This is a genomic window from Candidatus Nanopelagicales bacterium, assembly GCA_041393815.1.
Taxonomy (GTDB): Bacteria; Actinomycetota; Actinomycetes; order S36-B12; family JAWKJK01; genus JAWKJK01.
In genome coordinates this window covers 278,459-303,664 of the sequence record JAWKJK010000005.1, presented here as the reverse complement: position 1 = coordinate 303,664, position 25,206 = coordinate 278,459, and the positions used below count along the sequence as shown (strand labels likewise).

18 protein-coding genes and 1 pseudogene are annotated in these 25,206 nt (G+C 72.1%); 4 read left to right on the top strand and 15 right to left on the bottom strand.

Annotated elements, in window-relative coordinates; all coding sequences use genetic code 11:
- Positions 1 to 229 precede the first annotated feature (229 nt).
- Positions 230 to 433: pseudogene (locus R2737_15310) on the bottom strand (BldC family transcriptional regulator).
- A gap of 191 nt (positions 434 to 624) precedes the next feature.
- Here R2737_15310 and R2737_15305 point away from each other — a divergent pair.
- Complete coding sequence (locus R2737_15305; protein MEZ5117628.1) at positions 625 to 1,701, top strand: Glu/Leu/Phe/Val dehydrogenase dimerization domain-containing protein; 1,077 nt, start codon at positions 625 to 627, stop codon at positions 1,699 to 1,701.
- 218 nt (positions 1,702 to 1,919) lie between these two features.
- A complete protein-coding gene (locus R2737_15300; protein ID MEZ5117627.1) occupies positions 1,920 to 2,150 on the top strand; it encodes a DUF3073 domain-containing protein in 231 nt (76 codons plus the stop codon).
- Positions 2,151 to 2,244: 94 nt separating this feature from the next.
- Here R2737_15300 and purM read toward each other — a convergent pair whose 3' ends face one another.
- The 13 genes from purM to R2737_15235 all read right to left on the bottom strand — a co-directional run bounded on the left by purM (position 2,245) and on the right by R2737_15235 (position 20,811).
- Positions 2,245 to 3,381, bottom strand: coding sequence for a phosphoribosylformylglycinamidine cyclo-ligase (gene purM, locus R2737_15295; protein MEZ5117626.1), 1,137 nt, complete (start codon positions 3,379 to 3,381; stop codon positions 2,245 to 2,247).
- Positions 3,378 to 4,934 carry an amidophosphoribosyltransferase gene (gene purF / locus R2737_15290; protein MEZ5117625.1) on the bottom strand — a complete coding sequence of 519 codons (1,557 nt, stop codon included), beginning with the start codon at positions 4,932 to 4,934 and terminating at the stop codon, positions 3,378 to 3,380. The genes purM and purF overlap by 4 nt, the downstream gene beginning before the upstream one ends.
- A 51-nt stretch (positions 4,935 to 4,985) precedes the next feature.
- The gene (locus tag R2737_15285) at positions 4,986 to 6,242 is read right to left on the bottom strand and encodes an aminotransferase class V-fold PLP-dependent enzyme (GenBank protein ID MEZ5117624.1); all 1,257 of its coding nucleotides are present in this window, start codon (positions 6,240 to 6,242) and stop codon (positions 4,986 to 4,988) included.
- The gene (locus R2737_15280; GenBank protein MEZ5117623.1) at positions 6,239 to 7,240 is read right to left on the bottom strand and encodes a DUF2804 domain-containing protein; all 1,002 of its coding nucleotides are present in this window, start codon (positions 7,238 to 7,240) and stop codon (positions 6,239 to 6,241) included. The genes R2737_15285 and R2737_15280 overlap by 4 nt, the downstream gene beginning before the upstream one ends.
- Positions 7,241 to 7,594: 354 nt before the next feature.
- On the bottom strand, positions 7,595 to 8,401 hold the full coding sequence (locus R2737_15275; GenBank protein ID MEZ5117622.1) for an ABC transporter permease: 807 nt from the start codon (positions 8,399 to 8,401) through the stop codon (positions 7,595 to 7,597).
- A gap of 9 nt (positions 8,402 to 8,410) precedes the next feature.
- A complete protein-coding gene (locus tag R2737_15270; GenBank protein MEZ5117621.1) occupies positions 8,411 to 9,322 on the bottom strand; it encodes an ABC transporter permease in 912 nt (303 codons plus the stop codon).
- A gap of 99 nt (positions 9,323 to 9,421) precedes the next feature.
- Positions 9,422 to 10,612 (bottom strand): ABC transporter substrate-binding protein, encoded by a 1,191-nt coding sequence (locus R2737_15265; protein ID MEZ5117620.1) that lies wholly within the window; start codon positions 10,610 to 10,612, stop codon positions 9,422 to 9,424.
- A gap of 158 nt (positions 10,613 to 10,770) precedes the next feature.
- Complete coding sequence (locus R2737_15260) at positions 10,771 to 11,835, bottom strand: ABC transporter ATP-binding protein (protein MEZ5117619.1); 1,065 nt, start codon at positions 11,833 to 11,835, stop codon at positions 10,771 to 10,773.
- A gap of 354 nt (positions 11,836 to 12,189) precedes the next feature.
- Positions 12,190 to 12,519 (bottom strand): sterol carrier family protein, encoded by a 330-nt coding sequence (locus R2737_15255; protein ID MEZ5117618.1) that lies wholly within the window; start codon positions 12,517 to 12,519, stop codon positions 12,190 to 12,192.
- 17 nt (positions 12,520 to 12,536) lie between these two features.
- Positions 12,537 to 13,442, bottom strand: a complete 906-nt coding sequence (locus R2737_15250) for an alpha/beta hydrolase (protein MEZ5117617.1) — start codon at positions 13,440 to 13,442, stop codon at positions 12,537 to 12,539.
- A gap of 5 nt (positions 13,443 to 13,447) precedes the next feature.
- A complete protein-coding gene (locus R2737_15245; GenBank protein MEZ5117616.1) occupies positions 13,448 to 14,845 on the bottom strand; it encodes an NAD(P)-binding domain-containing protein in 1,398 nt (465 codons plus the stop codon).
- The gene (locus tag R2737_15240) at positions 14,842 to 15,495 is read right to left on the bottom strand and encodes a TetR/AcrR family transcriptional regulator (protein ID MEZ5117615.1); all 654 of its coding nucleotides are present in this window, start codon (positions 15,493 to 15,495) and stop codon (positions 14,842 to 14,844) included. Before R2737_15240 ends, R2737_15245 begins: the two co-directional genes overlap by 4 nt.
- Before the next feature lie 204 nt (positions 15,496 to 15,699).
- Positions 15,700 to 20,811 carry a peroxidase family protein gene (locus R2737_15235; GenBank protein ID MEZ5117614.1) on the bottom strand — a complete coding sequence of 1,704 codons (5,112 nt, stop codon included), beginning with the start codon at positions 20,809 to 20,811 and terminating at the stop codon, positions 15,700 to 15,702.
- A gap of 312 nt (positions 20,812 to 21,123) precedes the next feature.
- On the opposite strand from R2737_15235, the gene R2737_15230 reads away from it, so the two are divergent.
- Both R2737_15230 and R2737_15225 read left to right on the top strand, forming a co-directional pair.
- Complete coding sequence (locus tag R2737_15230) at positions 21,124 to 21,816, top strand: response regulator transcription factor (protein MEZ5117613.1); 693 nt, start codon at positions 21,124 to 21,126, stop codon at positions 21,814 to 21,816.
- Positions 21,809 to 23,173 carry a sensor histidine kinase gene (locus R2737_15225; protein MEZ5117612.1) on the top strand — a complete coding sequence of 455 codons (1,365 nt, stop codon included), beginning with the start codon at positions 21,809 to 21,811 and terminating at the stop codon, positions 23,171 to 23,173. Before R2737_15230 ends, R2737_15225 begins: the two co-directional genes overlap by 8 nt.
- Before the next feature lie 68 nt (positions 23,174 to 23,241).
- On the opposite strand, the gene R2737_15220 is transcribed toward R2737_15225, so the two are convergent.
- Positions 23,242 to 25,149: a long-chain fatty acid--CoA ligase gene (locus R2737_15220; protein ID MEZ5117611.1), complete on the bottom strand. Its 1,908-nt coding sequence runs from the start codon at positions 25,147 to 25,149 to the stop codon at positions 23,242 to 23,244.
- Positions 25,150 to 25,206: the final 57 nt, after the last annotated feature.

Sequence of the window (25,206 nt, the reverse complement as noted above, 5' to 3'; positions counted from 1 at the left end):
GATCGCACTCGTGGCGGTCATACGGAGTGGAATCCGCGCCACGACTGCGATCTCGCGGGGATCAATCGGGCGCGGGGGCGCAGGTGCGGGGCTACGCGTCCTCGTCGCGCTCCGCGGGCGCGGGCGGGCTAGGCGCGGGCGGGCCGGAGCCTGGGGGGCCCGAGGGGGACGGGTGCACTGGCGGAGGCGGCGGCGGGGGCGGGGGGACCACGGGGATCGCGCCGGTGTCGGCGCCGTCGCGCGGCTGGGGCACGCCCTCGAGCAGGGCGCGGACCTCGCTGGCCCGGTAGCGCCGGTGCCCACCCAGGGTGCGGATGCTGGTGAGCTTGCCGGCCTTGGCCCAGCGGGTCACGGTCTTGGGGTCCACCCGGAACATCGCCGCGACCTCGGCCGGGGTGAGCAGCTGCTCGGAGTCCGGAGTACGTCCGGCCATGCGCCCTCCACAGGTCATGGACCCGGCCGGGGGGAGAGGGGCGCGAGGCACCCGGGCGGGTCTGCGTCGGCCGCCACGGGCACCCGCGCCACGGGGGTGCGACGGGGTGATCTGCCCGTTTTGGCCGGTCGGACTATCGCATCGGCTGCGTGCTCAGGCAAGCGCTTCGCCCGAGCCGTACGCTCACGGGCATGGCCGCGGGACCGTGGGAGCGCCTCGAGGGGCACGAGCAGGTGGTGGTCGGAAGCGACCCCGGGACGGGGCTGCGGGCGGTGGTGGCGATCCACTCCACGGCCCTCGGACCGGCCCTCGGCGGGACCCGGATGTACCCCTACCCGGACGAGGACGCCGCCCTCGCCGACGTGCTGCGGCTGGCCCGGGCGATGACGTACAAGAACGCCCTCGCCGGCCTCGACCACGGCGGCGGCAAGGCCGTCATCATGGGCGACCCGCGCACGGACAAGACGCCGGAGCTGCTGCGCGCGTACGGCCGCCTGGTGGCGTCGCTCGGCGGCCGCTACGTGACCGCGTGCGACGTGGGGACGTACGTGGAGGACATGGACGTGGTGGCCGAGGTGTGCCCGTGGACGACCGGCAGGTCGCCGGCCCAGGGCGGCGCCGGCGACAGCGGGATCCTCACCGCGGTGGGCGTGTGGCAGGGCATCCGGGCCTGCGCGCAGCACCTGTGGGGGTCGCCGGACCTGGCCGGGCGCCGGGTCGGCATCTCCGGAGCGGGCAAGGTCGGGCGGCGGCTGGCGGCGCACCTGGCCGAGGAGGGGGCGCATGTCGTGGTCGCCGACCCGTCGGCCGCCGCGCTGGACGCGGTGCGGGACGAGGTACCGGGCGTCGAGATCGCCGCGTCCACCGAGGACCTGGTCGAGCGGGACCTGGACGTGTTCTCCCCCAACGCCCTGGGCGGCGCACTGACCCGCGACGTCGCCGCCCGGCTGCGGGCCGCCGCGGTGTGCGGCGGCGCCAACAACCAGCTCGCCGAGGAGGCCGTGGCGGACCTGCTGGCCGAGCGGGGGGTGCTGTACGCCCCCGACTACCTGGTCAACTGCGGCGGCGTGATCCAGGTGGCCGAGGAGGTGCACGGGTTCGACATGGACCGGGCCCGGGCCCGGGTGCTCCGGGTGTTCGACACCACCGTGCGGGTCCTGGACCGGGCGCGGGCGGAGGGGGTCACCCCCGAGGCGGCCGCCGCCGCGGAGGCCGAGGACCGCGTCGCGGCCGCCGCGGCCACCGCCCCCCGCTTCCGCACGTTCTGACCGAAACCGTCGCTTCCGGCGCCGCGGGAGCCCGGGTAGCGACCGTTTCGGTGAGGCGGGGGTCGGCCGACCGTACGCCACACGCGAACCTGGCTGCCCCCACGGCGCCGGGGCAGGTACGCTTCCGTCGGACACGCAGGCACCGGCACCACCCCGCCGGCGGGCCTGCCACGCACGAGAGGACGCACCGACCGACCGGTGCGCGAGGGGGTCGAGCCATGGGGCGCGGCCGGGCCAAGGCCAAGCAGACCAAGGTCGCCCGCCAGCTGAAGTACGGCGGTCCGCACACGGACCTCGACCGACTTCAGGCGGAGCTGGCCGGGTCGTCCGACCACGAGTCCGTCCACGAGGACGATGTGGTCGAGGACGACGACGAGGACTTCGACGACCCCTACGCGAAGTACTACGACGCGGACGAGGACGAGGAGGAGGACGTCACCTCGCGGTGACGTCCCGACACCCGTAGCCCGACCGCACCAGAGAGCCGACCCGCGACGGCCGCACCGGGCCGGCGGTCCCACCACTCCGAGGTGACCGGCCGGGTCAGCCCGGGTGGTCCCCCACCAGCGTGACCGCTCCCCCGCCACCACCCTTGGCCTCGGCGTCTCCGGCCTCGCCGTCACGCCGCTCCCGCACCGACCCGAGCACCCACGAGGGCACCCCTCGGTCGGACAGCCGCGCCAGCACGGCATCCGCGTCGGCCGGGTCGATGACCGCGACCATCCCGACGCCCTGGTTGAACGTCCGCTCCGCCTCGGCCCGGGTCACCCCGCCGAGGCCGGCGATGAGCCCGAACACCGGTGGCGGCGTCCAGGTGGACCGGTCCACGTCCGCCGCCAGCCCGGCCGGCAGGACGCGGGCCAGGTTCGCCGCCAGCCCCCCGCCGGTGACATGGCTGAAGGCGTGCACCCCGAGCCCGGCGCGGACCAGGTCCAGGCAGTCCAGGGCGTAGATCCGGGTTGGGACGAGTAGCTCCTCGCCGACGGTCCGGCCGAGCTCGTCGACGTACGCGGCCAGCCCGGGACCGGCGCCGCCGAGCAGCACGTGCCGGGCCAGGGAGTAGCCGTTGGAGTGCAGGCCGCTGGCGGCCATCGCCACCAGCGCGTCGCCCGCGCGGACCCGGTCCGGCCCCAGCAGCTCGTCGGCCTCGACCACCCCGGTGCCCGCGCCCGCGACGTCGTACTCGTCCGGCGCCATCAGACCCGGGTGCTCGGCCGTCTCGCCGCCGAGCAGCGCGCAACCGGCCAGGCGGCAGCCCTCCGCGATGCCGGACACGACGGCGGCGATCCGCTCGGGCACCACCCGGCCGGTCGCGATGTAGTCCGTGAGGAACAGCGGCTCCGCGCCGCACACCACCAGGTCGTCCACTACCATCGCGACCAGGTCGATGCCGATGGTGTCGTGTACGTCCATCCGCTGCGCCACAACGACTTTGGTGCCGACTCCGTCGGTGGAGGTGGCCAGCAGGGGCCGTCGGTACGACCGGAGCGCCGAGGCGTCGAACAGGCCGGCGAACCCGCCGAGGCTGCCCACAGCCTCCGGCCGCTGCGCGCGAGCGACCGACTGCTTCATCAGGGCGACCGCGCGCTCGCCGGCCTCCACGTCGACGCCGGCAGCGGCGTACGTGGCACCACCGCCCGGCTTCGCAGGCGCGGCCGCGTCCGGCTCCTGATCCGTCACGGCCGACCCAGCGCGTCGGTCGCGCCGCCCCCGGCGACCAGGGTCGGCAGACCGCCCTCGACGTCGGTGGTCACGGAGCGCTCGATGCCCTCGAGCAGGTGCTTGCCGAGCAGTTCCGGCTCCGGCAGGTCCACCGGGTAGTGGCCGTCGAAGCAGGCCCGGCACAGCCGGTCCGCCGGCTGCTCCGACGCCGCGGTGAGCGCCTCCAGCGACACGAACCCCAGGCTGTCCGCGCCGATCGCGGTGCAGATCTGCTCCGGCGACAGGCCGTTGGCGATGAGCTCGGCCCGGGTGGCGAAGTCGATGCCGTAGAAGCACGGCCAGGCCACCGGCGGGGAGGAGATGCGTACGTGCACCTCGCGCGCACCGGCCTCGCGCAGCATCCGGACCAGCGCGCGCTGGGTGTTGCCGCGGACGATGGAGTCGTCCACCACGACCAGCCGCTGCCCGGCGATGACCTCGCGCAATGGGTTGAGCTTCAACCGGATTCCGAGCTGCCGGATGGTCTGCGAGGGCTGGATGAAGGTGCGCCCGACGTACGCGTTCTTGACCAGCCCCTCGCTGAACGGGATGCCCGACTCCTGGGCGAAGCCGATCGCGGCGTAGCGGCCGGACTCGGGTACGGGGATCACCAGGTCGGCGTCCACCGGGTGCTCGCGGGCCAGGGCCCGGCCGATGTCGACGCGGGCGGCCTGCACCGAGCGCCCCGCGATCGTGGTGTCGGGACGGGCCAGGTAGACGTACTCGAACAGGCAGCCCTTGGGGTCGGCAGGGGCGAACCGTTGGGAGCGCAGCCCGTGCTCGTCGATCGCAACCAGCTCGCCGGGCTCGATCTCGCGGACGAACGACGCGCCCACGATGTCCAGCGCCGCGGTCTCGGACGCGACGACCCAGCCGCGCTCCAGCCGGCCGAGCACGAGCGGGCGGATGCCCTGCGGGTCGCGGGCGGCGTACAGCGTGCCGTCGTCCATGAACACCAGGCTGAAGGCACCGCGGAGCCGGGGCAGCTCGTCCATCGCGGCCGCCTCCACCGAGCGGTCCGGGTGGGCCGCGAGCAGCGCGGTGACGAGCTCGGTGTCGCTGGTGGCCAGGGTCCGCGGCGCACCGAGGGGGAGCTCGCCGGCCTCCTCCGCCTGCGCGGCGACACGTGCTGACAGGTCGTGGGTGTTGGTGAGATTTCCGTTGTGCGCCAACGCAAGATGGCCGGTGGCGGTCGCGCGGAACGTGGGCTGCGCGTTCTCCCACACGCTGGCGCCGGTGGTCGAGTAGCGGCAGTGCCCGATGGCGACGTGCCCCTGCAGGGACTCCAGCGCCGACTCGGTGAACACCTGCGAGACGAGACCCATGTCCTTGTAGACCAGGATCTGGTGGCCGTCGCTGACCGCGATGCCGGCGGACTCCTGGCCGCGGTGCTGCAGCGCGTAGAGCCCGAAGTACGAGAGCTTGGCGACCTCCTCGCCGGGGGCCCAGACGCCGAAGACCCCGCAGGCGTCCTGCGGGCCCTTCTCGCCGGGCATCAGGTCGTGCGAGAGCCTGCCGTCGCCGCCTGCCACGGTTCTGAGTGTACGGTCCCGGCGCGCTGCCCCCGGCCCGCGACCCCGGGGTCAGGTGACCCGGTCGCGAGCGGGGTCCAGGGCCAGGTGCTCCCCTGCGGTGACCAGGTCGCGGAGCCGCCGCATCCCCTCCTCCACGTCGTCGTGGGTGGTCGCGAGGGGCACCGGGGCCAGCCGCAGCAGGTCGGGGGGCCGAACGTCGCCGATGACGCCGCGCGCGACCAGGGCCCGGCCGATCCGGTACGCCTCGGGGTGCGCCAGCACCACGTGGCCGCCGCGGTGGGCGGAGTCCCGCGGGGACGCCACCGTGAAGCCCAGGTCGGCCAGCCAGGCGTCGGCCAGGTCCACGAGGTGGTCGGTGAGGTGCCGCGAGGCCTCCCGCAGGGCGTCGATGCCGACCTCGGCCAGCTGCCGGACCCCCTCGTCGACGGCCGCCAGCCCGAGCACGGGCGGCGAGCCGGCCAGGAACCGCATGGCGCCGCGGGCGGGCTCGTACGGCTGGTCCATGGCGAACGGGTCGGCCGCGCCCCACCAGCCCGGGATCGGACTGACCAGGTCGTCGACCAGGGCGGCGTTGACGTAGAGGAAGCCGGGGGCACCGGGTCCGGCGTTGAGGTACTTGTAGGTGCAGCCCACGGCGAGGTCGGCCCCGGCGTCGTCGAGCGCGACCGGCACCGCGCCCGCGGCGTGTGCGAGCTCCCAGAGCGCCAGCGCCCCCGCGTCGTGCACCTGCCGGGTGGTCGCGGCCAGGTCGAGCAGGGCCCCGGACCGGTAGTCGACCAGCTGCAGGCTCACCACGGCGACGTCGCCGGGCTCGAGGGCGGCTGCGAGCCGCTCAGGCGTGATGCCGTACGGCGCGTCGGCGTCCACCCAGCGGACCGTTGCACCGGTCTGGTCCGCGACCGCCTGCAGGACGTACCGGTCGGAGGGGAAGTTGCCGGCGTCGGTGACGATGACCGTGCGATCCGGGCGGGTGGCGCGGACGTGGGTGACGGCGGCGTGCGCGAGCTTGAAGAGGTTGAGGCTGATCGAGTCGCAGACGACCGTCTGGCCGGCGGCGGCGCCGAGCAGCGCGGCCCCGAGCCGGTCGCCAACCGCGGCGGGGAGGTCGGCCCAGTGCTGCCACCCGCGGACCTGCTCCCCGCCCCACTCCTGCTCGACGACGTGCCGCAGCCGGTCGACGGTGGCGGCCGGCAGCATGCCGAGACTGTTGCCGTCGAGGTAGATCAGGTCGGGGTCGTGGCGGACGACGCCGTCGCGGGCGTCGGCCAGCCGCTCGGCCGCACCGGGGTCGTGGGCTCCGGTCACCATTTCTGCCTCGCTTCCTCGGCCCAGCCGCGGACGTTGTCGACCTCGATCCGCTCGTCGTCGTCGGTGACGACCCAGCCGGACCAGGTGCCGAAGCACTGGTGCACCTGCGAGCCGAGCAGCCCGAGCTCGGTGCGGGCGGTCCGGTCGTGGAACGGCGTGAGGGTGAGGTCGAGGCGGCCGCTGCGCGGGTCGCGGATCCGCCACGGCCGCAACCAGTCCGCGGTGTCGTAGTCCCACCACAGGTCGTCGTGGACCTTGGACAGGCGACCGTCGACGGTGACGGAGTTTTCGGTCGAGCCGGTGCCGTCGGTCCAGCGGCCCCCGACCTGGATGCCGAGCGTGCGGCCGTCGGCGGTGCGTCCGGAGCCGGCACCCCAGTTCCAGGTGATGCGGTGCGGCCAGCGGCCGCGGCCGTGGTCGAGGACCGCCCAGGTGTCGGGCGCGGTGAAGTCGTGGGCGACGCCATCGACGGTGACCGTGCCGGTGGCGGGAAGGGTGTTGTCCTTGACGGTGTACTGGAAGCGGCGGTCGCTCCACGGGACGACGACGCCGAGGCACTCGTGCCCGGCGGGCCTGCCCACGGTGAGGTCGGCGGTGATGCGGTCGGTGGCGGCGCGGATGGCCGTCCCGCCGTCGGGGAGCGGGTCGAGGTCGATCTCCAGTCCCTTGGCGCGGGCCCGGACGGGGCCGCCGCCGGGGGCGTCCGGCAGGTCGGCGCGGGCCAGCGGGGTGAGTCGCTCGACGCCGGTCTCAGTGCCGTCCGCGTCGAGGAACCAGACGGCGTGCAGGGTGCCGAAGTCCAGGTCGCTCACGGTGAGCGTGAAGACCTCGGTCGGCGACATCACCGCCCAGTACTCCCAACGCTTGGTCCGGCCACGCCCGCGCAGGTTGGCCCGGTGCATCGGGGTGCGGGTCCAGCCCACGGCGGCACGGTTCAGCCGCCCGTCCGCCCGGCACAGGTCCACCGGCCCGGTGATCTCCCGCTCGGTTGCCACCCCAGCAGTCTCCCCCGTCCCTGCTTTTCTCGGGCACACGATCCGCTATGCGGATCGTGTGCCCGAGTTCGAGCGCGACACGCCGTACGAGTTCGCCATACCGACCGCCCCTAGTGACGGCTGGGGTCCGTGTGTACGGCGGCGGTCGCCGCGGGGGATCACACCGGGATCGCCGTCAGATCGCCAACGGACGGCCGACGAGCCCTCGTCCCATCCGCCCCGCCCGTCACGACACCCGGATCATGTTGCGGATTCCGGGCACGACACGCCGGCCAACCTCGCCACACGATCCGCTTAGCGGATCGTGTGGCCGGGGTCGGGTTGGAGCGGGCGGGGCGGTGGGGGCGGGCCGGGTCAGATGCGGCCGCCGGCCTGGGCGGTGTCGCCGGAGAGCTTCTGGGCCAGGTAGATCGGGATGACCGACACGATCACCAGGGCCGCGGCCACCACGTTGACGATGGGTGCCTGGTTGGGCCGGAACAGGTTCTGCAGGATCCAGATCGGCAGCGTCGTGATGCCCGGGCCGGCGGTGAACGTGGTCACGATGATCTCGTCGAACGACAGCCCGAAGGCCAGCACCCCGCCGGCGATCAGCGACGACCGCATCAGCGGGAACGTGATCAGCCGGAACGTCGTGAACCCGGCGGCGCCGAGGTCCATCGACGCCTCCTCCACGTTGCCGCCGAGCCGTCGCAGCCGGGCCAGGGTGTTGTTGTAGACGACCACGATGCAGAACGTCGCGTGCGCCACGACCAGGGTCAGGAACGTGAGACCGCCGAGGTACGACGTGAACACGTTGTTCAGCGCGATACCGGTCACGATGCCGGGCAGCGAGATCGGCAGCACCAGCAGCAGCGACACCGACTCGCGCCCGAAGAACGCGTAGCGGCCGACCGCGAAGGACGCCAGCGTGCCCAGCACCAGAGCGATCGTGGTCGCGCAGATCGCCGTGATGACCGACGTCCACAGCGCCGAGCGCACGCCCTCGTTGACGAACGCGTCGCCCCACCACATCGTGGTGAACCCGCTCGGCGGCCAGGCCAGCGACTTGTCGACGCTGAACGAGTTGACCAGCACGACGCCGAGGGGGATGTAGATGAAGGAGAACGCGATCAGCGTGAAGACGGCGAGGACGGCCTTGGCGCCGCGAGACAGGATCACCGCGCGCTCCTAGAGGTTGTCCAGGGCGCCGGTGCGGCGCACGGCCAGCAGGTACACCACGACGATGACCACCGGGATCGTCGCGACCGCCGCTGCGAACGGCAGGTTGGTCACGTACGTCGTCTCCACGACGTTGCCCAGCATGATGGTCTTGCCGCCGACGATCTTCGCGGTGATGTAGTCACCGAGGCTGAGCGAGAACGTGAAGATCGAGCCGGCGACCACGGCCGGGAAGATCATGGGCAGCACCACGCTGCGGAACGTGCGCCCGGTCTTCGCGCCGAGGTCGTACGACGCGTCGATGAGCGAGTTCGGCAGCCGCTCCATGCCCGCGTAGATCGGCAGGATCATGTACGGCAGCCACAGGTAGGTCAGCGTGATGATGATGGCGACCTCGCCGTAGCCGGGGCTGTCGAGCCCGAACGGCGACAGGAACCACGCGACCACGCCGGACTCCGGCTGCAGCATCGCGCGCCAGGAGTAGACCTTGACCAGGTACGAGGCCCACAGCGGCGTCAGCACCAGGGCGACCAGCAGCGGGCGCCACCGGGGCGCCGCGACGCGCGCCATGAAGAAGGCCAGCGGCAGCGCGATGATCAGGCACAGCACGGTGACGGAGACCGCGATCAGCAGGGTCCGGCCGACGGTGCCCGCATACGCCGGGTCGGTGAACACCCGGGCGAAGTTCTTGGTGGTGAAGGACCGGACGACCTGGCCGGTGAAGTCGTCGACGGTCCAGAAGGCCGTGACGAACAGCGCGGCCAGCGACCCCAGGTAGACGACCACCAGCCAGAACAGCGGTGCCGCGAGCAGTCCGGACAGCCGCAGCAGCCGGTGGCGGTACAGGAACGCCGAGGCGCGACGCGGCTCCCGGGTCTCGGGGGCCGCCGGCGGCTGCGGCGCGGGTGCGGTGGTGGTCATGGTCCGTCCGGGGGTGCCGGGTGGTGCTGCGGGTGCGGGGCGGGGCGGGCCGCTCCGGCCGGGAGCGGCCCGCCCGCGCTCACGGGTGGTGCTGCAGCGTCAGCTGCGCAGCGAGGTCCAGGCGGTGGCCCACTCGCTGTAGGGCACGCACTGGACGTCGGTACGGCCGTCGAGGCACTGCGTCGACGGGGTGTTCCAGTAGTACACGTCGGTCCAGTAGTCCTCGGTGTCCGCGTGGAAGACCGCGCAGTGGTCCTCGTTCTCGGTCAGCGCGCAGGACTTGGCGTTGGCCGGGGCCTCGCCGAACCACTCGGCGACCTGGGCGTTGACCTCGGGCGAGACGATCCAGTCCAGCCACTTGTAGGCGCAGTTGATGTTCTGGGTGTCCTTGGCCACCATCCAGGTGTCCGACCAGCCGGTCGCGCCCTCCTTGGGCTTGACCGCGTCCACCGGGATCTCCTCGCCCTGGGCCAGGTTCACGATGACCTGCCACGAGGTACCGATCGTGGAGGTGCCGGCCTTGAACGACGCGATCTGCTTGGTGTAGTCCGACCAGTACTCCCCGATGAGCTCCTTCTGCTGCGTGAGCAGGTCAATCGACGCCTGGAACTGGTCCTGGTCGAGGGCGTACGGGTCGGTGATGCCGAGCTCCGGCTGGGTCGCCATCAGGTAGACGGCGGCGTCGGCGATGAAGATCGGCGAGTCGTACGCGGTGACCGTGCCCTTGTAGGGCGAGTCGGCCTCGAAGGTCGGGGCCCACGAGTCGGGGGCCGGGGTGACCTCGTCCGTGCGCCACATCAGCAGGTTGGCGCCGCGGCCGTGCGGGATGCCGTAGTTCACGCCGTTGACGGTGTTCCACGGCTTGTCCTTCAGCCCGGGGAAGACGTCGGCGTAGTTCGGCACCAGGTCGACGTTGACCGCCTGGACGTTGTCACCGGCGATGAGACGCAGCGTCGCGTCGCCGGACGCGGACACCACGTCGTAGCCGCCGCCCTGCATGAGCTTCACGGCCTCGTCGGAGGTGCCGAAGGTCTTCACGTTGACCTGGCAGTTGGTCTCCGCCTCGAACGGCGTGACCCAGTCGACGGCCGGGTCGGTGGACCCGTCCTCGGCGTAGCCCGGCCACGCCAGGATGTTCAGCTCGCCCTCGCCCTCACCCACGGGGCCGGCGTAGGCGGACGGGGCCGCGCTCGCACTCTCAGAGGAGCCTCCACCGGAGTCCGAGCTCCCGCACGCGGTGAGGACGAGACCGACCGCGGCCACGCCCGACACCACCTTGAGCAGACGCATCTTCTGCACCTGCATCCTCCCTCGTTCAGTCCGGCCGCGGGTGGGCCCCGCGGGTCGTGCGCCCGACCGGAACCGCTCCGGCCGATGCCTCCGCCCCGACGACGTCGTCGCGGCGAAACCTTGTGTGCCCGAGCGGCTCTCGCCCGGGACCCGCGTCGCTAGTGGACGCGGTACTCGTGCTCCTTGCGCCAGACCAGGCGGACCGTGCGTCCGCGCATGTCGGCCACGTCGGAGGACGACGTCTGCTGGTTCTGCTGGGTGGCGACGAGGCTGCCGCCCACCTCGAGGTCGACGACGAAGCGGGTCGCCTGCCCGACGTACACGACCTCGCGGACGGCCCCCACGGCGCTGTCCTCGCCCTCGACCGGGGACGCGTCCACGTCGACGACGCGGATCTTCTCCGGCCGCACCGACCAGACGCCGTCATGCCCGAGTACGGAGCGGGCCGCCTCGTCGCGCAGCAGGTTGGAGGTGCCGACGAAGCCGGCGACGAACTCGGTGGCCGGCCGCTCGTAGACCTCGGCCGGGGAGCCGATCTGCTCGATCCGGCCGGCGTTGAAGACGGCGATGCGGTCGGACATCGTCAGCGCCTCCTCCTGGTCGTGCGTCACGAAGACGAACGTGATGCCGACCTGGCGCTGGATCTCCTTCAGCTCCACCTGCATCTGCTCGCGCAGCTTGAGATCGAGGGCACCGAGCGGCTCGTCGAGCAGCAGCACCTTGGGCCGGTTGACCAGGGCGCGGGCCAGGGCGACCCGCTGGCGCTGCCCACCGGACAGCTGCGAGGGGCGGCGCTCGCCGTACTCACCGAGGCGCACGGACTCCAGCGCGTCGGTGGCCCGGCGGCGACGCTCGTCCTTGGGGACCTTCTTCACCCGCAGGCCGTACTCCACGTTCTCCTGCACGCTCATGTGCGGGAACAGCGCGTAGTCCTGGAACACCGTGTTGACGTCGCGGTCGAACGGCGGCGCTGTCGACACGTCGGTGCCGCCGAGCTCGATGGTCCCGGCGGTCGGCAGCTCGAAGCCGGCGATCATCCGCAGCACCGTGGTCTTGCCCGACCCGGACGGGCCGAGCAGGGTGAGGAACTCCCCGTCGTAGACGTCGATGTCCACGTCGTCGACGGCCACGACCGCGCCGTCCCCCGACCCGAACTGCTTGCGCAGCCCGCGCAGCCGGATGGCGACGTCGCGGTTGTGCGCGGCGGGATCGGTCTCGGTCATGGCCTCACGGTCCGAGGTCGGGTGCAGGGGCGCGACGGTATACCCAGCCGGGAGCGGCCGTCAGTGTGGGACCGGACGGTAGCACCGATTCCGTCGGCCGTACGAGTCCCCGGCCACAGATTCCGTCGCCATCGTTACCGAATCGTGCGGTTTCCCTCGCCCGTGCCGCTCCGTGCCGCCCCTCCCCTCCCACTCCGGGTCCGCCCGGCGCTCCGGCGTCGCCCCCGCCCCCATTCCGCGAGCGCTCAGTTGTCGTCGTTGTCGGCCGCCGGAAACGACAACAACTGAGCAATGAACGCAAGGGGGTCGCAGGCTGAGGTGGACGTGAGGCGCGGGCGGGCGGCGGGGCTGCGGCTACAGGAGGAGGGGGAGGTACGGGGAGAGGTCGCTGCGCTCGCCGCTGGCCCGGACCCGGCCGTCGGCGACCGCGTCCGCCCAGCCCGCCCGGCCGGTGGCCAGCGCCAGCCAGGTGGCCGCATCGGTCTCCACCACGGCGGGCGGGGTCCCGCGCCGGTGCGTGGAGCCGGGGACGGCCTGGACCACGGCGTACGGGGGCACCCGGACCTCGACGCTGCGCCCGGGTGCCCGGGCCACCAGCGCCGCCAGGGCATGCTTGACGGCCGCCTTCTCGACGGCGCGCGACGGCGACGTGCCCGCGTCGTACGCCGCCAGGCACTCCGCCACCGGGTCCGGCGCCGCGGTCAGCGCCCCGCCTCGGCCGGCTCGACCAGGGGGCCCAGCGGAGGGGTTCCGGCCGGGACCTCGGCGTCCACCCAGTCCAGCACCAGGTCCAGCGCCCGGTCCCAGCCCTCGTCCAGCATCACGTCGTGCCCGATCCCGTCGAGCATCACCGGGTCCACGCCATACATCCGCGCGGTCCGCTCGATGTCCACGACCCGGATGATCTCGTCCTCGGTCGCGCCGACCACGAGCACCGGCGCCCGGACGGGCCCGATCCGCCGGCGGCGCAGGAACTCGTACTGAACCAGCGGGGACTCGCGGCCGGTGCGACCCACGTACCTTTCCGCAGTCGATCGGTCCAGGCCCACGAAGAGCGTGTCCGGACGCATCGGCATGGTGCGGCCGACCAGCATCGCGGTCACGTCCAGCGGGCGCTTCGGAAGCGTCGCCAGCATCGTCGGGAGCGCGCCGTGCGCCGGGGCCGGGGTGAGCAGGACGAGCCCGCGCACCGGGTAGCGATCCGCGACCAGCTGCGAGACCAGGCCGCCCATCGAGTGCCCGACCAGCACCGGCGGCTCGAGCAGCTCGGTGACGGTCTGCAGGACGTCGTGCACGTAGTCGCGCATCAGCGTGCGCCCCAGTTTCTTCGAGCCGCCCGACCCGCCGTGACCGCGCAGGGAGACGGCGTACGCGGGGTAGCCGCGCTCGGCGGCCGCGGCCAGCCAGTGCTCGTCCCAGCACCAGGCGCCGTGGCCCAGCCCGTGCACGAACAGCAGCGGGGGCTTGCGCTCGCCCCGAGGCAGGTCGGCCCAGCCGTCCGGCACGACCGACAGGACCTCGCGGTGCACCGCCGCCGGCGGCACCGACCAGTCCCACAGCCGCAGCACGCGGGTGCTGCGGCGCAGCGGATCCGCCGTACGCGTCATCTCGCTCACTGCGCCGCCTCCATGGTGTGGATGTCCCGCTCCAGCGCGCGCAGGTAGTCCTGGTGCGCGATCTCGTAGTAGTGGCGGGTGGAGTCCTTGTACTCGGTGCCGCCACTGAAGCGGCGGTCCGCCTCCGCGACCACGGTGTCGTAGAACCGCCGGGCGGCCTCGGGGTCGTCTCGCCGCAGCCGCGCGTACGTCGCGATCTCCATCCCCTGCCAGTGCGCGATCGTCCACTGCCCGCTGTCCGGCTGGATCAGGCCGGAGACGACCAGGGTCGGCGAGCCCGGGGTGAAGATCTGGCGGGCCAGCTGCGGGTGGTCCCCGTCGAGGTTGAGGACGGCGACGTCCAGGAACGGGAACACGGCGAGGTAGCCGGTGCAGAACACGATGAGGTCGACCTCCGACGATGTCCCGTCGGTGAAGATGACCCACGGCCCGTCGATCCGCTCCACGTCCGGCTTCGGCGCGATGTCGCCGTGCCCGACGTAGTAGACGAGCTGCTGGTTCACGATCGGGTGCGTCTCGAAGAACTTGTGGTCCGGCTTCTGCAGGCCGAACTTGGTGAAGTCGCCCACCGTCAGCCGCAGCGTCGCCTTGAACGCCGCCCGCCGCAGCGCCAACGGCAGCCGCAGAGCCAGCAGCAGGTCCGCGGTCTGGTCGCTGGGGCGGCCCATCGCGTACTTCGGGTTGTAGTAGTAGCCGCGCCGGGTGGAGTGGTAGGTCTCCCGGGCGTTCTGCGCACTCTCGACCGCGACGTCGCAGCCGGTGTTGCCCGCGCCGACGACGAGCACGCGCTTGCCGCGCAGGATCTCCGCGCCCTTGTAGTCGGCGGAGTGGATGACCTGGCCGGTGAAGGAGTCCTGGCCGGGGTACGTCGGCACCTTGGGCCACCAGTTGTGACCGTTGGCGACGACGACGCCGGCGTAGCGCAGCGTGCGCTCCTCGCCGGTGCCGCGATATCGCACCGTGACGTCCCACTGGTCGGTGCCCTCGACCGGCACCGCGCGCACGACCTCGGTCGACAGCGCGATGCGGTCCAGCAGGCCGAAGTGCTCGGCGTACCGGCGCAGGTAGCGGTGCACCTGCCAGTGCGACGGGTAGTCCGGGTAGTCGTCCGGCATCGGGAAGTCGGGAAACTGGGTGAACGGCTTGGTCGAGATGAGGTGGGTGGACTCGTACACCCGCGCGTTCTCGCCCGCGTAGTTCCAGTTGCCGCCGACATCGGCCTCGCGCTCGTATCCGTCGGCGTCGATCCCGTTCTGCAGCAACGCCTTCAGTGCGGACAGGCCGTGCGGGCCACCGCCGATGACGCACCAAGCACCGCCCCGGTCGCGTACGCCGGGCGGGGTCGCGGGGTCCCCGTGGGCTGCCGTGGTCGGTTCGGCGGGAGTCGTGGTCATGCGTCCTCCATCGATGCGTAGGCCGCCCGCAGCGGCGCGACGAGCCGGTCGATCGTGCGGTCGAGGGTGTCGGGGTCCGCGCCGTACAGGCCGAGGACGGGGTCGAGGCCGGGCAGGTACGGGGCGAGGGCGAGGTGCGGCGCGAGCAGCAACAGGGAGGCCGCGAGGGCGTCGAGGTCGGCGTCCGGTCGCAGGTCACCATGCTCTTGCGCAGCGACCAGCAGCGGCATCACGAACTCCAGGTAGTGCCGGCCGGCCACCTCGCGCACGGCGGCCCGGACCTCGCCGTCCATCTCGAGGTTGGTGGCGGCGGTGACGCCGCGCTCCACCGGGTGGTCGCGGAAGTAGTCGACCCAGACCCGCAGCACCCCGGCGAGGTAGTCGAAGACCGGCAGGTCCGGGTCCAGGGTGAGCGACTGCACCACGACCTCGTCCCGGATCCGTCGGCTGGTGACGTCGCAGACGTAGGCGAACAGGTCGAGCTTGTCGTCGAAGTACTGGAACAGGCTGCCCTTGGCGACGTCGGCCTCGCGGGCTATTACGTTGAGGCTGCCGCCGGAGAACCCGCGGGCGGCGAACTCGGCCATCGCGGCGGCCAGCACCCGCTCGCGGCGCGGCTCGGCCAGGTTGTCCCAGGTCGGTCTCGGCACCCGCGCTCCCCTCGCCCCGACGGACCCCGGACACGAACGTGACCGGGCGGTCATATGACCGCCCGGTCACAGTGTGACCCGGGTCACCGGGGAGATGCAAGACCCCGGGCAGAGACCCGCCCCCGACGGCAGTCTGAGGGGAACCGTCGGGGGCGGGTCGGGCGGGGTCCGGGCCGCAAGCGGATCGACCCGGACCCCCGCCTCCTACCGACGCACCACCACCTTCTTGGAGCCGTACACCTTCCCGAGGTCAGTGACCACGCGGACGTTGTACGTGCCCGGAAGTGCGCGGACCTTGATGAAGAGCGCCTTGCCCACCTTGACGACCTTGGCGCCCTTGATCGCCTTGCCGTTGCGCAGCAGCTTGATCACGGTGCCCTGGTCCCAGGCCCCGGTGGCCACGCGGAAGGTGTCCTTCTGCGTGCCCGCCCGGTTGACGAACTTCGTGATGCCGTACGCCTTCACGGTCACGCGGATCGTGTTGGAGTACTCGTAGCTGCCCGGGCTGCCGGACCGGATGGCGTACACGCCGGCCTTGGCCCGGATCTTCGGGAACACCACGGACCCGTCCGCCGCGACGCGGGCCTTGGCGACCGCCTTGCCGTCGACGACCAGGGCCACCTGGACGCCCTCAGGCAGGGAGGTCTTGCCCTTGACCACGTGGAACGCGCCCTTGGACATGGCCATCGACTGCGTCGGGACGGTCAGCTGCACCGTCGGGACGACCACGCCGCCGCCGCCGGAGCCGCCCTGGGTGTCGGGAGGCGTGCTGCCGCCGTCAGCCGGAGGCGCGGAGCCACCGTCAGCCGGAGGAGCCGGTGCCGGAGGAGCCGGTGCCGGAGCCGGAGCCGGAGCCGGAGCCGGAGCCGGAGCCGGAGCCGGAGCCGGAGCCGGAGCCGGAGCCGGAGCCGGAGCCGGAGCCGGAGCCGGTGCCGGAGGCGGCGGGGGCGGCAGCGGAGCGCTCGCCTGGACGGTGACGGTGTTCGAGTTCACGAACGCGCCCACGCCCGCGGAGTTCTCCGCCGCGATGCGGAACTGGATCTGGTCACCCGCGGTCTGCCCGGTCAGTTGCCGGGTCAGCGTGCCACCGGCCGCCACGGTGGTCTGGTTGCCGAAGGCACCACCGTTGACCGAGCTGACCGCCACCTCGACCACGTACTGCGTGACCGCGGAGCCGCCGTCGGAGGCCGGAGCCTCCCACGTCACGGTCGCCGTGCCGACGCCGCCCACCGCCACCGCGTTCTGCGGAGCAGTCGGTGCGCTCGGACCCGCCGGCGTCGTCGCCGCAATGGCGTCCGCCACCGTCACCTGCGCGCCGCCGAAGGACAGGAACTCGACGTTGCGCACGATGTCGTTGCCGTCGGGACCGGAGACCGTCGCGGTCCCGTCCCCGTTGTCCGTGACGGTGTAGTCCGCCAGGGCACCGGAGAACAATGCCACGTCGGTACCCGCCGCCGGACCCAGCACGATCCGCTTCACCGGAATGATGTCGGACGGGTTCAGGTCGCCGTTGATGATGTGCTGCGCGACCGTCAGACCGCCGAGATTCGCCGACAGCCCGCTGACCTCGATACGCGCACTGGGCGGCGTCGTCGTGGCGCCGCTCTGCGGAACGGACAGGGCCACCATCAGGTAGGCGTCGCCGTCGATCAGGTCGTCGCCGAGCCGGCCCTCGAGCGTGTCGCTGCCCGGTCCGCCGATGAGGATGTTGCCGTCGAACCCGGTCGCCCCCGCGGGCAGCAGCCCGGCGAGGTTCTCGATCTGCGGGATGTCGGTCGCCAACAACTCGTCGGTGATCGGCGCCACGCTGCCCGCGATGGCCAGCGTGGTCCGGTCGTCACCCCGGAGAGTGTCGTCCAGGTCGCCACCGGAGAGCGCCTCGAAGTCGATGAAGCTGTCGAGGAGGGCCCCCGGGTCGTTCGGCGGCAGGGCGGCGACGAAGTTGGCCAGGTCGGCGTCCGGGGTCTCCGAACCGACGTAGGTCACCCAGTCGAAGCCCAGGCCGCCCGCGTAGTCGTCCTGCTGCGGGATGACGGTCCCGTTGGGCGCCACGTTGCTCTCGCCCACGGCGATGTCGGCCCGGCCACCGCCGTCGATGACGTCGGCCGTACCCGGACCGCCGATGAGGACGTCCTCGCCCGGTGCGTTGATGTCGACCCCGAACGGCGCCACGGTGTCACCGGTAAGAGCATCGGAACCGGCACCACCCTCGAGCCAGTCGTTGTCGTCGTCGCCGGTGAGGCTGTCGACACCGGCAACACCGAGCTGGCGGTCATTGCCGGTGCCACCGGCAGCCACCGCACCGTCGAGCCCGGCGAGCATGAAGTCGTCGCCGCCGAGACCGTGCATCACGTCGCCGGTCGTGGCACCGCTGAACGCGTCGTTGCCCGGGCCGCCGATCATGTTGTCGGCACCACTGGTGTCGAGGAGAATGTCGTCCCCGTTGCCGCCGACCGTGACGTCGTTGCCGTCGCCACCCTGGATCCGGTCGTTTCCATTGTTACCCCGGATGGTGTCGTCACCCGCGGCCGACTGGATCTGGTCGTTCCCCGCGGACCCACTGATCGTCACGTTCAGCAGACCGCCGCCCCCGTACGTCAGGGTTCGGTTGAACGGAGCCGCGATCGCCGGCTCGGTCACCGTGCCGTCACCGCCCGTGTCCGGGTAGGCGGGGAGACCGACCTGCGGACCGCTGACGTTCATGTCGAGCGTGAGGCTCGGCACCAGGAACAGCGCCGCGGGCAGGGCCTCGGCGTCGGTGTTGCGCATGAACATCTCGCTGAGGGTGTTCGCCTCGATCGACTGCAACAGGTTGAGGCCCGCCAGCCGGTCCAGGTAGTAGAAGCGGTCACCCTCCTGCAGGTTCTCCAGCGTGGTCTGGAAGACCAGGTTGAAGGTGTCGCCCAGCAACCCGCCGCCGGCGGCGGGGGTGCGCGGCCGCTCGGCCAGGCCACCCATCCACAGGTCGACGTCGTCCACGCCGGTCTGGCTGGCCAGGCCGCCCATGAACGCCTGCTGGGTCATCAGGATGCCCGCGGCCGCGAAGCGCTCGGCCTCGGAGTTGAGGTTGAGCGGCGGGTTTGGGGCAACGACTGTGCCCGAGAGCAGGTCATCGGGCGCGTACGCCGCGATGAAGTTCTGCAGCGACTCCGCGTGCCGCAGGCCGTTGCCGAACTCGGTCCAGCTCGCGTAGGGCACGAGCCCGTAGGCGGCGCGGACCTGGTTCAGCGAGGGCGTCCCGGTGTCCCGGCCGCGCGCCAGGTTCAGCGCGGGCAGGTCGAGCGGGAGGCCCAGCAGCGAGTTGCGCAGCGCGCCGGTCACGAACTCGTCGATCTCGCTGCTGCGCTGCAGGTTCATGCCGCGCGCGACCGCGCCCGCGGACGCCGACGCGTCAGCGAAGCCGGAGCGGAACGACGGCGGATTCAGGAAGGCGTCGAACAGCGGCAGGCTCTCGTCGGTGCCATCGGGACGCGTGCGTGCGACGTCCTCGCGCAGCATGGAGTGCCCGAACCGGTAGACGGCGTGGGCGAACTCGGCCGAGATGTCCGCGGGCAGAAGCGGGTCGTACGCCGCGAACGGACGGATCGCGGGCGACAGCGTGCGGGCGAACTCCTCGAACACCGCGTGCTGGTACTCGTTCTCCGTCACGAAGCGCGCCGCCTGGAACAGCCGCTGCTCGTAGGTCCACCCAGCAGCCGTGAACCCGGCCAGCAGGGTCGGGCTCGCCTGCACGATGCCGTTGATGTCGTCGCGGAGCCGGTTGTGCTCCTTGTGGAACATCGTGTGGATCGCGGTCAGGCCGAGATTCTCGTTGCCCCGCCCGTCACCGGTGACGAAGTGCTGGGCGAGCATCTCATCGTCGTAGCAGCCCGGGATTGCGCAGGTCGTCAGCGGGCCGGTCCCGTTCACGACAGTGTCGGTGTCGGGGTTGAGGACGCCGCCCGAGAGCGTGGGGACGGCGTTGTGGGCGATGTCGTCCAGGAACGTGTGACCCGTCCGGACCGCGGTGGCCGTCGAGATCGGCGACGCCGGGTTGCCCTCGAGGACTCCGTAGGTGGCGCCGCCGTCCCCGGAGGCCGTCGTCACCATCTGCGGGAAGCCGTTCGGGCCCGGCAGGAAGTTGCCGTACTCGTCGGTCAGCAGCAGCGGCACTGCGGACACGTCGCTGTCGACGAGGTTGATGCCCAGCACGTTGGCCGCCTGCTGCTTCACCTCGCCCCAGTTGGCGATGTAGCCCAGCCCGTCGGACGAGTCGACCAGGCGCCCGGTGTCGAGCGGCCCGCTGGCGTTGGGCGTCGCGGGGTTGTTGTCCTCGTCGACGTACTCGCGGAGGAACACCTGCTTGGACCCGTGCGAGCCGTAGGTCTGGTTCTGGTCGATCCACGGCGTCGTCGAGTTGACGCCGAGGTTGCCGTCGAGGACGGTCCGGTTCAGGACCATGAAGCTGCCGGGCGCGAGCGGGTCGTCGTCGGGAAGCGGCATGACCACGAACTCGGTCCCGTTCTTGGCGACCAGGTCGAGACCGTGGTCGAAGAACTGCCCGAACAGCGTGAACATCCCGCTGGTCGGCTGGGGCGCCGGCAGGCCAGCGACCACGCCGCCCGGCGGGACATTGGGGATGAACATGGTGGGCGGCGTCGTCGAGCCATCCCGCGGAGCCCCCAGTCCGCCGGCGGCCGCCACGGCCGCCGGGTTGTCCTCGGACTGGTCGGCGATCAGGTTACTGATCATCCGGATCTGGTTGTCCTGGACGCTGCCGGGACCACGGTCCTGGTATGTGGTGGCTCCACCGCCGTTGGCGTAGGTGAGCCCACCGGGCAGCGGGACCGTCCCCGGGTCGGTCGTCCGCCAGTTGTCGGGCGCGACCTGACCGTTGGGTCCCACGAGCCGGGGGAACGGGCGGTCGGCGGCACCGACGTCCTCGGCGGCGGCCGCTTCCATCGCCGGACGCACCGGTGCGTTCTGGAAGAGGTTGTTGCCGCGCCCGTCGACCATCCGCAGACCGTGCGGCAGGGTCTTGTCGGTCACGCAGGGGAGGACGGTGCAGTCGTCCTGCGCCGTGGGGGCGATGACCTGGCCGAGGCCCGGTCCAGCCTTGGTCGCGTGCGCCTCGGCGATCTGGATCTGCTCGAGGATGAACTGCACGTCGGATTCCGTGACCAGCAGGCCGGCGCCGACGCCGGCCCCCTGCGCCGCGGGGGCAGTCAGCGCCGTCGTTCCGGCGAGCATGCCGATACCGACGGCGAGCGCTGTGCCTGCGGCCAGCGTCCGCCGTCGGCCGCGCCGGGTGGCGCGGGACGTTCGGATGAGTTCCATGAGTTCTCCACCTAGCCCCTCACGCGACCCGCTTACCCCTCCAGCAGCGGTCACCGCGCGCCGCTACGCGCAGTAGCGACCTCCGCGACGGTAAGCGGAGCAGTTCGCGAGGGGATCCCCCATCTGGGACCCAATCCACGGCAGCGCCACCCCCAAAATGAGGGAGGCTGACTACTACGCGTAGTCGAGGCGTGATGGCCCGTGAGATTCCGTCGATCGCGCTCGTCCGTTCAGGTCGCATTCCGCTCGAGAACTTGGCCCACGCTGAAAGAGCGCCTACCGTCAACACCTCGGCGAGAGGAGGGGTTGCCGATGGACGCTACGCCTGCGCGCACCGCAGCCCCGGAGGCAACCATCCGGATCGTGGTCGTGGACGACCACCGCACGTTCGCCGAACTCCTCTCGCTGGCGCTCGAGGCCGAGTCGGACCTCACCTGCGTCGCTCACGCCCAGTCCGTGGCCGAAGGGCGCCTGGCGGTCCGGCGCGAGCGCCCCGACGTCGTGCTCATGGACCTTCAACTGCCGGACGGCGACGGCATCGACGCCACCGCGCAGATCCTGCGCGAGGACCCCGGGATTCGCGTCCTGGTCCTCACCGCGCACCCCAACCCCACCGAGATGGCGCGGGCGGGTGCCGCCGGCGCCAGCGGGTTCCTGGCCAAGGACGGGGCCCTGGACGAGGTGCTCACCGCGGTCCGCACCGCTCGTCGGGGCCACCTGGTCCTGCCGTCGTCCGTCGTCGCCCACTTCCGCGCCCAGTCGGACGAGCCCGGCCGCGTGTCCCCGCCGGACGCCGGACTCACCCCGCGCGAACTCGCAGTGCTGCGACTGCTCGCGGAGGGCAAGGACCCGCGCGCGGTGGCCCGAGAGCTGGGCATCTCGCTCAACACCTGCCGCGGCTACATCAAGGCCGTGCTCGCCAAGCTGGGCGTGCACTCCCAACTGGAGGCCGTCGTCCGCGCCTCGCGGATCGGACTGCTGAGTGAGGGCTACCGCCATGTCTGACACCGTGCGGGATCACGATCCGGTGGCCGCGGAGGAGCCCACACCTCCGACCGCGGACCCCAGCCGCCCCCGAGCCGGGTTCGTCCGCCGCGCCGTCGTGCTGTACGTCGCGTGGAGCCTGGGTGCGCTGGTGTTCGTCTCCGTGATCGCAGCGTTCCTCAGCACGTTCCTGGCCCGGCAGCAGGCCCTCGAGGACGCCGAGGTCGCGGCGGAGGCGGTCGCGACCCAGATCGTCGCCCCGTTGTCCACCCCCGCCTTCCATGCCGGCGTGGAGTCGGCCAGGGCCGAGTTCGGCCAGGCGCTGCAGGCGCGCAAGCGTGACGGCTCGATCCTCTACGTCAAGGTGTGGGCCGACGCCGGCGACGGGTCCGGCCGGGTGCTGTGGGCGGACGAGCCGGCCATCGTCGGTCACACCTTCCCGATGATGCCCGAGGACTACGCCCTGTTCCGGACGATGGGCTCCGTCGCCCGACTGTCCGACCTGCAGCGGGACGAGAACGTGGGAGAGCGCGGGGACCGCGAGCTGGTCGAGGTCTACACCGGGTTCAACGACAGCTCCGGGCGGGCCCTCATCTTCGAGGCCTACCTCCCGACCGCGCCGCTGGCCGCGAAGTACGGCTCTCTCATCTCGTGGCTGCTGCCGATCATGCTGGGCGCGCTCGCCGTGCTGGCCCTGGTGATGCTGCCGCTGGCTATCTCGATGGCCCGGCGCATCGACCAGCAGCAGCGCGACCGCGAGCTGCTGCTGCGCCACGCGGTGGAGTCGTCCGACCTGGAGCGCCGCCGCATCGCGCAGGACCTGCACGACGGAGTGATCCAGGACCTCGCCGGGGTCAGCTACGCCCTGGCCTCACTGTCCCGCCGCGTCCCCGAGGACGAGGTCAGCACCTCGCTGCTGCGGGCCAGCGGGACGGTGCAGCAGGATGTGGCGTCGCTGCGCACGCTGATGACGGACATCTACCCGCCCGACCTGGAGAGCCTCGGCCTCGCGCACGCCATCGAGGAGCTGGTGGGCCAGGACGCGTACGGCGACACCCGGGTCAGCCTGGACATCGACGAGCCGCTCACGCCGTCAGCGGTGACCGCGCGGCTGGCGTTCCGGGTGGTGCGCGAGTCGCTGCGCAACGTGGTGAAGCACGCGCAGGCGCACAACGTGGACGTCCGCCTGACCCAGGACGACGAGTGGCTGGTCGTGCAGGTCCGCGACGACGGGGTCGGCTTCGACTCCGCCGCCGCCAACACCGGCGGGTTGGGCCAGAAACTGCTGCGAGACACGGTGACCGACGCCGGCGGGACCCTCGACGTGGTGTCGGTCCGCGACCTCGGCACGCTCGTCACCGCGACGCTGCCGCTGTGAGGTCGCGCCCACGCTGAACGCGCGGGTGCCCGCGAGGTCCGCGCGACCCGGCGGGCACCCGGACGACGTCAGTCGTCGGCGTACATCGACTCGATCAGCTCGGCGTAGACCTTGTTGACGCCACGCCGCTTCAGCTTCATCGTCGCGGTCAGCTGCTCGGAGTCGGGCACCCACTCGTCGCCCACGAGCACGAACTTCTTGATCTGCTCGACGCTGGCGAAATGCTGGTTGACCTCGTCAACGCCGGCCTGCACCGCCGCGAGCACCCGCTCGTCGGCCGCGAGATCCGCAAGCGACGTGAACGCGACCTCCTGGCCCGCCGCCCAGACAGGGGCCGCGTCCGGGTCGAGGACCAGCAGCGCGGACAGGAACTTCCGCCCGTCGCCGATGACCGCGGCCTGCCCGACCAGCGGGATCATCTTCAGCCGGGCCTCGAGGTTCGCCGGCGAGATGTTCTTGCCACCGGCGGTGATGATCAGCTCCTTCTTGCGGTCGACGATGCGCAGGTCGCCGTCGTCGGTCCACACGCCGATGTCGCCGGTGTGCAGCCAGCCCTCGTCGTCGAACGTCTCCGCGGTGCGCTCGGGGTCGTTGAGGTAACCGCGGGACACGATGCCGCCGCGGGCGAGCACCTCGCCGTCGTCGCCGAGCCGGATCTCGGTGCCAGGCCACGGCTTCCCGACCGTGCCGGGCACCGCGGAGAACGGCGACCACGTCATCCCGCCGGTGTTCTCGCTCATGCCGTACACCTCGGAGAAGTTGACCCCGAGCGAGCGGAAGAAGACCGCCACCTCCTTGGGAAGCGGCGCCGCGCCGGAGAAGCAGATGATCGCCTGGTCCAGTCCAACCCGCTGCAGCAGCGGGTCGTACGCGATCGGCGCGAGGAAGTCGTGCTGCTGCTGCAGCTCCTCCGGGATCTCGGCCCCCGCGCGCTGCAGCTCGTCGTACTTCTCGCCGACCTGCAGCGCCATCCCGAAGCCGGCCTCCTTCTCCGGCCCCGCGGCCTTGACCGCGGCGAGGATGCCGCTGCGCAGCTTCTCCCACACCCGGGGCGGCCCGAACAGCACGTTCGGCCGGGTGCCGACGAGGTACTCCGCCAGCCGCAGCTGGTCCGGGCAGGTGGTCACGGTGCCGCGCAGGAACAGCGTCCCGTAGTGGGTCACCATCCGCTCCGCGATGTGCGCCATGGGCAGGTACGACACGTAACGCATGCCCACGGGGTAGGAGCCCACCATCGGCAGGTCCACGTGCGGCTGGTCCTCGAAGCCCTGGAGCATCGCGCGCCCCTGGGCGACCAGGTCCGCGTAGCCGGCCACCTCCCACGCGACATTGGCGTGGTCGAGCATGACGCCCTTGGGGTTACCCGTCGTGCCGGATGTGTAGATGATCGTGATCAGGTCGGTCGGCTCCTGCGCCTCGACGCTCGCCTCGAGGTCGACCGGGTCGCCGTCCAGCAGGTCGTTCCAGCCGAGCACCCCGTCGGGCCGGCCGGTGTCCCCCTGGTCGATGGTCACCACCGCGGACAGGTCCGGTAGCGACTCGCGCACCTCCAGCAGCCGGGCCAGGAAGTCCGGCCCGTCGACGATCGCCACCTTGGCCTGGCAGTGCCGGGCGAGGTACTCGATCTGCTCCGGTGCCGACGAGTTGTAGATGCTCACAGGCGTCGCCCGCAGCAGCATCGACGCGACGTCGCACACGTGGAACTCCGGCCGGTTGCGCAGCATGAGCAGCACCCGATCGCCGACGCCGACGCCGAGGGCCTTCAGCGCTCCCGCGACGCGGGTCGCCTGGTCGGCGTACTCCGCCCAGGTCGTCTCGACCCAGTCGTCGCCGGACTTCGCCCGCAGCGCGGGGGCGTCGGGGTTCTCGCGGACCGCGGCGAGGAACCAGTCGGTGACCACGGTCCCGTCGGCGAACGCGGCGATGTCACCGAGGTCGGCGGGCGTGGTGTGGATGGAGGTGTCGACGTCCGTCATGCCGCCCGACCGTACCCGGCCGTCCCGCCCGGCAGAACCCCTTCGGCGAGGTCGGTC

Coding starts and splice junctions, on each gene's coding strand:
- R2737_15305 (MEZ5117628.1), top strand. CDS start 625: ATGGCCGCGGGACCGTGGGAGCGCCTCGAGGGGCACGAGCAGGTGGTG.
- R2737_15300 (MEZ5117627.1), top strand. CDS start 1,920: ATGGGGCGCGGCCGGGCCAAGGCCAAGCAGACCAAGGTCGCCCGCCAG.
- R2737_15270 (MEZ5117621.1), bottom strand. CDS start 9,322: ATGACCACCACCGCACCCGCGCCGCAGCCGCCGGCGGCCCCCGAGACC.
- R2737_15265 (MEZ5117620.1), bottom strand. CDS start 10,612: ATGCGTCTGCTCAAGGTGGTGTCGGGCGTGGCCGCGGTCGGTCTCGTC.
- R2737_15260 (MEZ5117619.1), bottom strand. CDS start 11,835: ATGACCGAGACCGATCCCGCCGCGCACAACCGCGACGTCGCCATCCGG.
- R2737_15250 (MEZ5117617.1), bottom strand. CDS start 13,442: ATGACGCGTACGGCGGATCCGCTGCGCCGCAGCACCCGCGTGCTGCGG.
- R2737_15245 (MEZ5117616.1), bottom strand. CDS start 14,845: ATGACCACGACTCCCGCCGAACCGACCACGGCAGCCCACGGGGACCCC.
- R2737_15235 (MEZ5117614.1), bottom strand. CDS start 20,811: ATGGAACTCATCCGAACGTCCCGCGCCACCCGGCGCGGCCGACGGCGG.
- R2737_15230 (MEZ5117613.1), top strand. CDS start 21,124: ATGGACGCTACGCCTGCGCGCACCGCAGCCCCGGAGGCAACCATCCGG.
- R2737_15225 (MEZ5117612.1), top strand. CDS start 21,809: ATGTCTGACACCGTGCGGGATCACGATCCGGTGGCCGCGGAGGAGCCC.
- R2737_15220 (MEZ5117611.1), bottom strand. CDS start 25,149: ATGACGGACGTCGACACCTCCATCCACACCACGCCCGCCGACCTCGGT.